General features: G+C 70.0%; 6 protein-coding genes and 2 pseudogenes. 3 read left to right on the top strand and 5 right to left on the bottom strand.

Going from position 1 to position 9,897, the window contains the following annotated elements:
- The 4 genes and pseudogenes from AB0M27_RS45025 to AB0M27_RS45040 all read right to left on the bottom strand — a co-directional run.
- Positions 1-168, bottom strand: a pseudogene (locus AB0M27_RS45025) (IS607 family transposase); the annotation flags it as partial.
- A 209-nt stretch (positions 169-377) separates the two neighbouring features.
- Positions 378-1,295: an aminoglycoside phosphotransferase family protein gene (locus tag AB0M27_RS45030; RefSeq protein ID WP_365731694.1), complete on the bottom strand. Its 918-nt coding sequence runs from the start codon at positions 1,293-1,295 to the stop codon at positions 378-380.
- Between the two features lie 501 nt (positions 1,296-1,796).
- The gene (locus AB0M27_RS45035; RefSeq protein WP_365731705.1) at positions 1,797-2,594 is read right to left on the bottom strand and encodes a transglutaminase domain-containing protein; all 798 of its coding nucleotides are present in this window, start codon (positions 2,592-2,594) and stop codon (positions 1,797-1,799) included.
- Between the two features lie 525 nt (positions 2,595-3,119).
- Positions 3,120-4,400: a helix-turn-helix domain-containing protein gene (locus AB0M27_RS45040; protein WP_365731696.1), complete on the bottom strand. Its 1,281-nt coding sequence runs from the start codon at positions 4,398-4,400 to the stop codon at positions 3,120-3,122.
- A 202-nt stretch (positions 4,401-4,602) separates the two neighbouring features.
- Between AB0M27_RS45040 and AB0M27_RS45045 the strand changes: the two genes are divergently transcribed.
- The 3 genes from AB0M27_RS45045 to AB0M27_RS45055 are packed head-to-tail and all read left to right on the top strand — an operon-like array spanning position 4,603 to position 9,302.
- The gene (locus AB0M27_RS45045) at positions 4,603-6,066 is read left to right on the top strand and encodes an AMP-binding protein (RefSeq protein ID WP_365731699.1); all 1,464 of its coding nucleotides are present in this window, start codon (positions 4,603-4,605) and stop codon (positions 6,064-6,066) included.
- A 3-nt stretch (positions 6,067-6,069) separates the two neighbouring features.
- Positions 6,070-7,887: a DUF3556 domain-containing protein gene (locus AB0M27_RS45050; RefSeq protein WP_365731701.1), complete on the top strand. Its 1,818-nt coding sequence runs from the start codon at positions 6,070-6,072 to the stop codon at positions 7,885-7,887.
- The gene (locus AB0M27_RS45055) at positions 7,884-9,302 is read left to right on the top strand and encodes an NAD(P)/FAD-dependent oxidoreductase (protein ID WP_365731703.1); all 1,419 of its coding nucleotides are present in this window, start codon (positions 7,884-7,886) and stop codon (positions 9,300-9,302) included. The genes AB0M27_RS45050 and AB0M27_RS45055 overlap by 4 nt, the downstream gene beginning before the upstream one ends.
- 89 nt (positions 9,303-9,391) lie before the next feature.
- On the opposite strand, the pseudogene AB0M27_RS45060 reads toward AB0M27_RS45055, so the two are convergent.
- A pseudogene (locus tag AB0M27_RS45060) lies at positions 9,392-9,514 on the bottom strand (IS5/IS1182 family transposase); the annotation flags it as partial.
- Positions 9,515-9,897: the final 383 nt, after the last annotated feature.

Raw genomic sequence — 9,897 nt, forward strand, 5'->3', positions numbered from 1 at the left:
CAGGCCCAGACCGCCGATGGCTCCGGGCGTGGCGTTCGCGTCGATGTTCACCAGGATCGTGCGTGGCCCGACCCGCTGAGCCGGTACCGGCAACGTCCCCTCACGAAACCAGCGATACGCGGTCTGCGGATGCACACTCTGCGTCTTCGCCCATTCCGTCAGATTCACACTCTGACAACGACACTCACTCATACATGGTTACGCCCACTCACCCGACTTCGAGGACCAGCAGGTGGAGACCCCCAAGAGGCCACTTCTTGTCGACCAGCCCGTATGCATGCCGAGCTCTTCGGACTGGTCCTGCCGCTCGAGGACGGGCGATCACTGTTCTGTGACTGCGAGCCTTGAACGTTCGTTATCGAAGGTTGAGGGCGTGATCAGCGGTGGGCCGTTGCGGTCAGGCGTCCTAGTGTCGCCTGGGCGGGTGGGCCCCAAGTGTGCTTGCCGCCGGGGCGACCGTAGACGCCGGCATTTCCGATGAGGACGCAGGCGAGGGCTTTGAGCACCGCCCAGCCGCGGGCGCGGCGCAGGGTCGCTGCGTCCGGGATCGGCTCGTATGCGGCGTAGAAGTGGTCGGCGGCGCCGTCCGGCAGCAGGAGCCACGCGGCAGCGAGGTCGCAGGCGGGATCGCCCGCGCAGAGGTCGCCGAAGTCGATCACGCCGCAGAACGTGCCGTTCGCGGTGAGGACGTTGGCCGGATGCAGGTCGCCGTGGAGCCAGAGCGGAGGGCCCGCCCAGCCGGGCGCGGCGGCGGCATCCTCCCATACGGCGCGGACGGCATCCGGGTCGGGGACCAGTCCCATCTCGGTGACCGAGGCGAGCTGCCCGGCGAACCCCTCAGCACGATCGGCCAGCAGCCCCCCGTGGTAACGGCCGGCGGGCGCCCCGGCCGGGGCAGGTTGATGAAGGGCGGTGAGGAAGGCGGCCAGGGCGTCGGCCGCCTCCCCAGCACGCGTGGCGGGAGATCGGTCCGCGGGCTCGCCCGGCACCCAGGTGGTGACGATCCAGGGGCGCGGAAACCGCTCGGAGGGTTCACCGAGGCGCTGGGGGACGGGGACCGGCAGTGGAAGGTGTGGGGCAAGTGCGGGCAGCCACGCGTGCTCCTTGCGCAGCAGCTCGTCCGCAGACTGCGTCGCCCAGGGCAGCCGCACGGCGAGGTCGTCGCCGAGCCGCCACAGCTGGTTGTCCCAGCCGCGCGCGCCAAGGCTCAACGGACGGTCGGCCAGGTCGGGGTGCTGGTCGCGCAGCAGATCCCGGATCAGTTCTGCGGTGATCTCGATCTCGGTATGGGTCATGCGGAGCCACGCTAGTCGACGGTAATCCGGTGTTCGTGACGCCCGGCCCTCCGTGCTGCCTCCCGCTGTCGTTGGTCATCACCGGGGGACAACAGACGGACTGTACCGGGTTCGAGGTGGTGCCGGCGAAGATCCGCCTCCCGCGGCTCAGCCGGGGCAGGCCGCGGAAGAAGCCAAGCTCGACAGCCTCGCGGCGGACAAGGCCCAAAGCAACGGCCCGGGCCGTGAGTACCTGCGACGTCGTGGCATCGGATATTCGATCCGGAGAAGGCCGACAGCCAGGCCGCCCGTCCACGCGAGGGCTCACTCGGCGGGCGGCCACCCGGCTTCGACGAGGGGCGGTACAGGAAGCGCAACACCGTCGAGCGGGCGATCAATAAGCTCGAGCAGTCCCGGGGGCCGTCGCCACCCGCCACGACTGACGCGGTTATGTCTTTCGCGCGCCGCCACTGTTGCAGCCCTGGTCATCTGGCTACGTACATGGTGGCCTGGCGGCATGTCCTAGGCGCCCGCCGAACGGCGACTCAGGATGGGCTCGGCGAGAAGTCTCGCCATCCCGCAGAGAGTTTGGCCGTGCTGGGCGAAAAGTTCGTCACGCGAGTCGAAATGGCCGAGGTCCGCCAGAACGTAGGCCGAGAGATCGCACGCGGGGCCGGCGGCCGGGCAGACCGTCGCACCGTCCCAGTCGATCGCTGTTCTGGACAACGCTTCGAAGAGCGTTTCCGCCCCGGCGTTGGTGAAGCCACCGCCGCTGCCTTCGCTCAGCTCGTCGAGACCACCGAAGAGTTCCGAGACCGTCAACCAGGGCGCGGTGAGGTGTTCGGTCGGGGACAGCCCGTCAAGGCGGAACTCCGGCCATGCGAGCACAACTTGGTGGGGGACGATCCGGTGGAAGCGAGGGAAGCGCGGATACCAGAACCTCCCGTCCACCAGGAGGCCGCGCACCCGCGTGGCCACCCCGGATGCCCGCGCCACGGCTTCCAGTACCGCCAGGCGTTGACTGCACGAGCCGCGGCGGCGGCGAAGCACCTCCGACACGGGCCGCTCGTCCTGGACCGAGTACACCGGCTGCACGACTGCGGCAATGCATCGGTGAGCCTGGCGCAGGGCCGCTGTCCGGTGGGCGGGACTCGAAGTGTCCCCCGAGTCCGCCGGGATGCCGATGCGTCGGAGCAATGCGGAAACGTTCGGATGCTGCCAGTCGAGAATCCGTGTCGGGGCCGTGCTCCCCGCGACTGTTCCCCTGGCGGCCATGCGCATGCGGACACGGCCTCGCGGCGTGAGGAGCGAGCTCGTCATGACCGTGGTCCTCTCGTCCAGCACTTTCCAGGTGGCAAGACGTATCGTGACAGGAAATTTGAACACGTTCAACTGTGAGGGAGCCTTGCCGGCCTGACTCGGCAAGATCGACGGGACAGGTCCTGGTCGGGGGAGTGCCGGGTGATCCCACCGCAGCAAGTGCACTCCCGAATCTGGGACGACCTCATGCCACGCCGGCGTGGTCCGCTCGAACCACCCATCGGAAGATGCCCAGGCCCCGGCCGCGTTGCCGCCCGCGTTCGGCGATCACGGGGCAGATCCCCCGCTGGCACCGCAACCGGCCGGCATGTGTCGTGGTCGTGGCCGCGATCGGCGAGCAGCATGTCGGGGCCGGACTGACCCCGTGGCCTACCTGGACCCATACTCCAGGACTACGCCACCCGCGTGGGGGAGGCCGCTCAGGCGCTGCGCAGAAGACCAGGGTGATCCCGTGGTCGCGAGTCGCCGAAGACCGAAGACGGTGCCAGGGCTCGCGCCGCCCGGGTTCCCGTGCTGTGAACGGACTCAGCTGGTCTCGGATGCGGGCAGGACCGCCTGGCCCAGCCAGTGGCAGGCGATGAGGGCCAGTTGGAGGTCGAGTTGGTCCTCGTCGAGGGGTCGGCCCCGCTGTTCCACCCCTTTTGCCACCCGGTACTTCACCGTGTTCTTGTGCAGGTGCAGTCGCTGTGCGGCGGCGACATGGCTGCGGCGTTCGTCCAGGAAGACCAGCAGGGTCTCGCGGAGCCGCGCCGCCGAGTCCGTCCCAGCGTCGAGGCCTCCCAGTGACGAGGACACCAGCCGGCGGGTGCCCGCGAGGTCTGCCGCGAGGAGCGCAGCGGTCCGCACGCCGGGTTCCGTGTAGCAGGTGAGACGGCGTGGGCGGCCGCCACCGATCGTCGCGACCTGGGCTGCCTGGAGCGCGTCCTCGTGGGACTGGCGGAAGCCCGCCACGCCGAAGCCAGGCGCGCCGAGTCCTCCGAGGATCCTGGGCGCCGTGCCGTCGACAGCCGCCTCGGCGCGGGCGGGGTCCGGTGGCTCGGCCCGTCGACCGACGGGGAACCACATCCAGGCGGTGGACCGGTCCTTGGGCCACACCAGCGGCGCGCCCGTGGCCCCCACCGCCTCGCCCAGGCGTCCCGCCGCGGATTCCAGCACGCGCAGGTCGCTCGGGGAGTCGTGCCCGCCGGCGGTCCACAGCACGGCCGCGATGTGGTGCTGGCGCAGCCTGAGGCCCAGCGTGCTCTCGGCTGCCGCCGCATCCACGGACTCTGCCGCGAGGAGGCGTTCGAGTGTCTGCGTGCGAACGGTGCTGCGGTGCGCGAGCCAGCGCTCCCGCTCGGCCTGGTAGTCCTCGATGACCTGCTCCGAGATCAGGTCTATGTAGCGGAAGTTCACGCTGAGCAGTGTCCGCACCGCGGCGAGCGCCCCGACGGGATCCGGGAAGGCGCGGACGAGTTCGTCGACCGCCCAGGTCACGTGGATGTGCTGGCCGAGCCGGTAGGCCCGGATCAGAGCGGTCGAGGCGACCTCGTACTGCGCCAGTCGGCGCGCGTACTCCCGCGCGCCGAGCGGAGCCCTGATGTCGCCCAAGCCGATCTCGCCGCCGTAGACCTCCGCCGCCAGGCGGAGGTTGCTCTCGACGCTATCGGCCAGCATTCGCCGGGTGACGGGGTCCTGGGGGAGGTCGGGGATCTGTTCGGTGAGGAGTGCGGTCATGGAGGCGGTGAGCTCGGTCACCCGGCTCTTGAGCGACGAGCTCACGACAGTCATGTCGGCCAGTTCCGGGTCCTCGCCCCACCGCGCCATCCGACTCTCCCTCACCCGGTCCTGTGCCAGAGGGACAACTGTCAGCGATGGTTCTCCGCTCTGGCAAGGGGCCCCATCCCCGCTCCCGTGCGGCTCGGCGGTACGAAGTGCCGCGACTTTCTTGGCCCCCGGAGACAGTGACGGCCGTCACGGCCAGTTTCTACCGTCCCGGGGTGAGCACACCCGCAACGAAAGGACGTCCATGGCGGGCATGGAGTACCTCCCCTGGCGCAGGAGCGCCCTCCACGACGAGCGACCGTGCATCCGCGACGAGCGGCACCGGCTGACGTACGCGGAGTTCGCGGCGTGGGTCGAGGCGGCGGCCGAGCAGTTCGCCGAGCACGGTGTCGGTCGCGGATCCGTGGTCGGGATCATGCTGCCGAACCGCGTGGAACTCCTGGTCGCGATGGTCGCCGCCTGGCGCATCGGCGCGGCGGCGACCCCGATCAACCCGATGTTCACGGTGAACGAGGCTGAGTACCAGATCCAGGACGCGGATGCCGCCCTCGTGGTCAACGCCGGCCCCGACGCGCCCGACGGCGGCAGGCCGGCGCTGGCGGTCGACGCGCTGCGCCGCGAGCCGAAGGGGATCCTGCCGCCGGCGGCGACTCGGTCCGACGAACTCGCCCTGCTCGTCTACACCAGCGGCACCACCGGCCGCCCCAAGGGCGTGATGCTCGATCACGCCAACCTCGAGGCGATGAGCTCGATGATGGCGGACACCATGCGGCTGACCTCCGAGGACCACTGTCTGCTGTTCCTACCGCTGTTCCACGTGAACGCGATCTGCGTGAGCTTCCTCGCCCCGATGCGCAATGGCGGGCAGTTGAGCGTGCTGCAAAGGTTCACCGTCGAGGGGTTCCTCGACGCTGTGGAGCGCCTGCGTCCGACGTACTTCTCGGGCGTGCCGACCATCTACGCGATGCTCCTGGCTCAGCCGTGCGAGGGGGACTTCTCCTCGGTCCGGTTCGCGGTGTGCGGTGCCGCCCCGGCCTCGAAGGAGTTGCTGCGGTCGGCCGAGGAGCGATTCGGCTTCGTGCTCGCCGAGGGATACGGCCTCACCGAGTGCACGTGCGCGGCGACCAGCAACCGCTGGGACGGCGTGCGGAAGGCCGGCACCGTCGGCCCCGCCCTCCCCGGACAGCGCGTGGAGATCATGGCTGCGGACGGCCGGATCCTGCCCAGGGGCGAGCGCGGTGAGGTCGTCGTCCAGGGGCCCAACGTGACGCGGGGCTACCTCAACCGCCCCGACGCGACCGCCGAGACCCTGCGGGACGGCTGGCTGCACACCGGTGACGTCGGCGTCCTGGACGAGGACGGCTACTTGCGGATCGTCGACCGGATCAAGGACGTGATCATCCGGGGCGGCGAGAACATCTACCCCAAGGAGATCGAGACGATTCTCCTCGCCCATCCCGGAGTGATGGAGGCGGCTGTGATCGGTGCGCCGGACGAGAAGTTCGGCGAGGTTCCGTTCGCCTACGTGTCCCGCTACCCGGGGGCCGACCTCGACGTCGACGACCTCCTGAAGCGCTGCCAGGACCAACTGACCCGGTTCAAGGTGCCCGTCGGCGTCCGCGTGCTCGAGGCACTGCCCAAGAACCCCATAGGCAAGATCGACAAGCCGGCGCTGCGACGGCAGCACCGCATCTCCACGGGAGCGTGAGCCGTGCCCTTCAACAGCCCCGTCCTGCCCGCGGTCGAACCCGAGGAGTTCAACCAGCGCCCGTTCTTCGACCGGGTCAAGGTGCTGAGCACCTTCTGGGCCGAGAACGGCTTCGGCAGCCCCAGGCTGCTGCACGTCGTCTACCTGGTGAAACTCCTCGGGCTCTCCGCCCTCGGCGGTCTGCTGCTCATCACCTGGACCTCGGACGTGGGCGGCCTGTTCGATGTCCGGCACTGGTGGGACGAGCCGATCGTCTATCAGAAGCTCGTGCTGTGGGTGGCGTTGCTGGAGATCGTCGGTGTCGGTGGCGCGTGGGGCCCGCTCACCGGGCACTTCAAGCCGATGTACGGCGGTGCGCGCTACTGGCTGCGCCCCGGCACGATCCGGCTGCCACCGTGGCCGAGGGCGGTGCCGTTCACCAGGGGTGACGAGCGAGGCGTCGTCGACGCCCTGCTGTACGCGGCGATCCTGGCATCTCTCGCGGTGGCGATCGTGCTACCGGGTGCCGACAGTGCCGCGCTGAGCGCCGCCCGCCCGGCGGCGACCGGCGGCCTCGTCCGGCCCGTACTGTTCCTCGTCCCGGCCGTCCTGACCGTCCTGCTGGGCCTGCGCGACAAGGTGATCTTCCTGGCCGCCCGCGGTGAGCAGTACGTGCCCGTGATGATCGTCTGCGCCGGCCTCGGTTTCACGGACATGATCATCGCCGCGAAACTGATCATCGTCGTGGTATGGGTGGGGGCCGCGGTGTCCAAGTTCACCCGCCACTTTTCGTTCGTGGTTCCGCCGATGGTGTCCAACGCGCCGTTCATGCCCAAGTCCGTGCGGCTGAAGCACTACCGAAACGCCCCCGAGGACCTTCGTCCCTCCGGCTTCGCCCGGTTCACGGCGCATGTGATGGGCACCACCGCCGAGTTCGTCGTACCCCTCACCCTGCTGCTGAGCACCAACCGCGAGCTGACCCTGGTCGCGGTCGGATGCATGGTGCTCTTCCACCTGTTCATCACCTCGACGTTCCCCCTCGCGGTGCCGCTGGAGTGGAACGTCCTGTTCGGCTACATCGCGGTCTTCCTGTTCGCCGGATATCCCAACGGCGAGGGTTACGGCGTCCTCGACTTCTCGCAGGGCTGGATGCTCCCGGTGATCGCGGGCGCCCTGCTGTTCTTCCCGGTGCTCGGAAACCTCCGTCCCGACCTGGTCTCCTTCCTGCCCTCGATGCGGCAGTACGCCGGCAACTGGGCCTCGGCCCTCTGGGCGATGGCGCCGGGCGTGGAGGAGCGCCTCAACGAGCTGCCGATCCCGGTCCCGACCCACAACCGGCAGTTGCAGGCCCTGGGTTACCCGGCCCCGATCGCCGAGCTGACCATGCAGATGTTCATCGCCTGGCGGTCGATGCACAGCCAGGGCAAGGGCCTGCTGTCGGTGCTGCACACCTACCTCAGTGACGACATCGACACCTACACGGTGCGCGAGGGAGAGATCGGGGCCAACCTGATCGTCGGCTGGAACTTCGGTGACGGACACCTCCACGACGACCAGCTGATCGAGGCCGTCCAGCGGCGGCTCAGGTTCGAGCCGGGCGAGTTCGTGGTGGTGTGGGTGGAGTCCCAGCCCCTCCACCGCCAGACACAGGAGTACTTCGTGATGGACGCCGCCCTCGGCGTGGTCGAGCGCGGCCGGTGGGACGTGCGGGACCTGACCGAGGAACAACCCTGGCTCCCGAACGGACCGGTACCGGTGACCGTGACCTGGCGGCACCCCGCCGGCCACCCCGTGCACCGCCTCGGCCGCCGGGCGGAGACCGGCGAGGAGGCACCGGCGTGACCACCGCCGTCGTGGTCGGCGGCGGGCCCAACGGGCTCGCCGCCGCCATCACCCTCGCCCGGGAGGGGGTGTCGGTCACGCTGCTGGAGGCCGCCGACGAGATCGGCGGCGGCACCCGCTCCGGTGAGGCGATCCTCCCCGGCCTCCTGCACGACCACTGCTCCGCCATCCACCCGATGGCGGTCGGCTCGACGTTCCTGCAGAGCCTGGACCTCGGCCGCTACGGACTGCAGTGGAAACTCCCCGAGATCGACTGCGCGCACCCGCTCGACGACGGCACCGCCGGTGTCCTGCACCGCTGCGTCGCCGAGACCGCGGCGGGCCTGGGGCCCGACGGCCGGCGCTGGACACGGCTGTTCGCCCGGCCGGTCGAGGCCTACGACGAACTCGCGGAGGACATCCTCGGACCACTGCTCAGGATCCCGAGACACCCGCTGCTGCTGGCACGGTTCGGCCTGCCTGCGGTACTGCCGGCCACCGTGCTGGCCAAGACGTTCGCCGGCGAGCAGGCACGAGCCCTGTTCGCCGGGGTGGCCGCCCACGCCTTCCACCCGCTTCATCGGCCGTTCAGCTCCTCGATCGGTCTGGGCATCCTCACCGCCGGGCACCGGCACGGGTGGGCCGTGGCCGCCGGCGGCTCACAGTCGATCACCGATGCGATGGCGGCGCTGCTGCTCGATCTCGGCGGCACGATCCAGACCGGCGCCCGCGTGCGAAGTCATCGTCAGCTGCCGCCGGCCGACATCGTCATCTACGACCTGACGCCCACGGCCGTCGCCGAGATCCTCGGGGACCGACTGCCCGCCCACGTGGCTCAGGCCTACCGGCGGTTCAGGTACGGACCCGGTGCGTTCAAGGTCGACTTCGCCGTGGAGGACGGCGTGCCGTGGACGGCCGAGACGGCGCGCCGGGCCGGCACCGTGCACCTCGGCGGCGCCCTCGCCGAGATCGCCGAGAGCGAGCGCCAGATCCATGCCGGACGGATGCCCGAACGGCCGTTCGTCCTGGTCGGCCAGCAGTACCTGGCGGACCCGCAGCGTTCGGTGGGAAACGTGCACCCGGTGTGGACCTACGCGCATGTCCCCAACGGCTACACCGGGGACGCCACGGAGGCCATCATCGCGCAGATAGAGCGATTCGCCCCCGGGTTCCGGGACAGGATGGTGGGCACCGCAGTACGTACGACACCCGCGTTCGCCGCCTACAACCCCAACTACGTCGGCGGCAACATCATGACGGGCTCCAAGCACCTCTCCCAGCTTCTCTTCGGGCCCCGCCCCACGCTGAACCCGTACGACGTCGGACTGCCCGGCCACTTCATCTGCTCGGCGGCGACCCCGCCCGGCCCGGGCGCCCACGGCATGTGCGGCGCCCACGCCGCACAGCGTGCCCTGCGCCATCTCGCCCACCACTGACGGCGGCGGCATGACCTGGGGCCGGGCCGGGAAACTGTTTCGGCCCCTGCTTGCGTCAGTTACCAGGCCCTGTGGTTGATGAGGAACTCCACGAACACGATCGCCGTCAGCACTCCACGGTCACCGTGTCGGCGTCGGCCACCTCCTTGCGGGCGGGTCGGCGCCTCCGGCACCACCCGCTGGAACAGCTCCCACAGCTCGTCCGGCAGCAGGTGTGCGCGACTCGGGTGGTACGCCCCCGGTCGACAGACTCGACCATCCAGCCGGGGCCGGCCAAGGAGGGCGGCACGGACCCTCTGCGGCCGGTGGATCGGCAGCATCGCGAGCGGCCCGGACGCCCCCAACGACGAGGGTCCTGCACCACCGCCCACATCCTGACGTACGCCGGCGAGCAGGCGGGACCGCCCCGCACGCCGACCTCAACGCCGTCGCCTCCGCCGGGCCGACGAGACCAGGAATCTCGCCGGCGTGGGAGGAACAAACCCTCGTCAGCCGCGCGGAGCGTCGCTGATCAGCTAAGCGAACCTATGCGAACCGTGGGGCTCGGTGTGGGTTCTGCCCATCTTGGTGGGGCTGCGTGAGCGTGGAGGTGGAA

Origin of the sequence: Streptomyces sp. NPDC052107 (assembly GCF_040680215.1) — a bacterium.
In the GTDB taxonomy this organism is placed as follows: domain Bacteria; phylum Actinomycetota; class Actinomycetes; order Streptomycetales; family Streptomycetaceae; genus Streptomyces.

What these genes read in the sequence shown, in the direction of transcription:
- AB0M27_RS45030 (WP_365731694.1), bottom strand. Translation starts at nt 1,295, where the DNA reads ATGACCCATACCGAGATCGAGATCACCGCAGAACTGATCCGGGATCTG.
- AB0M27_RS45035 (WP_365731705.1), bottom strand. Translation starts at nt 2,594, where the DNA reads ATGACGAGCTCGCTCCTCACGCCGCGAGGCCGTGTCCGCATGCGCATG.
- AB0M27_RS45040 (WP_365731696.1), bottom strand. Translation starts at nt 4,400, where the DNA reads ATGGCGCGGTGGGGCGAGGACCCGGAACTGGCCGACATGACTGTCGTG.
- AB0M27_RS45045 (WP_365731699.1), top strand. Translation starts at nt 4,603, where the DNA reads ATGGCGGGCATGGAGTACCTCCCCTGGCGCAGGAGCGCCCTCCACGAC.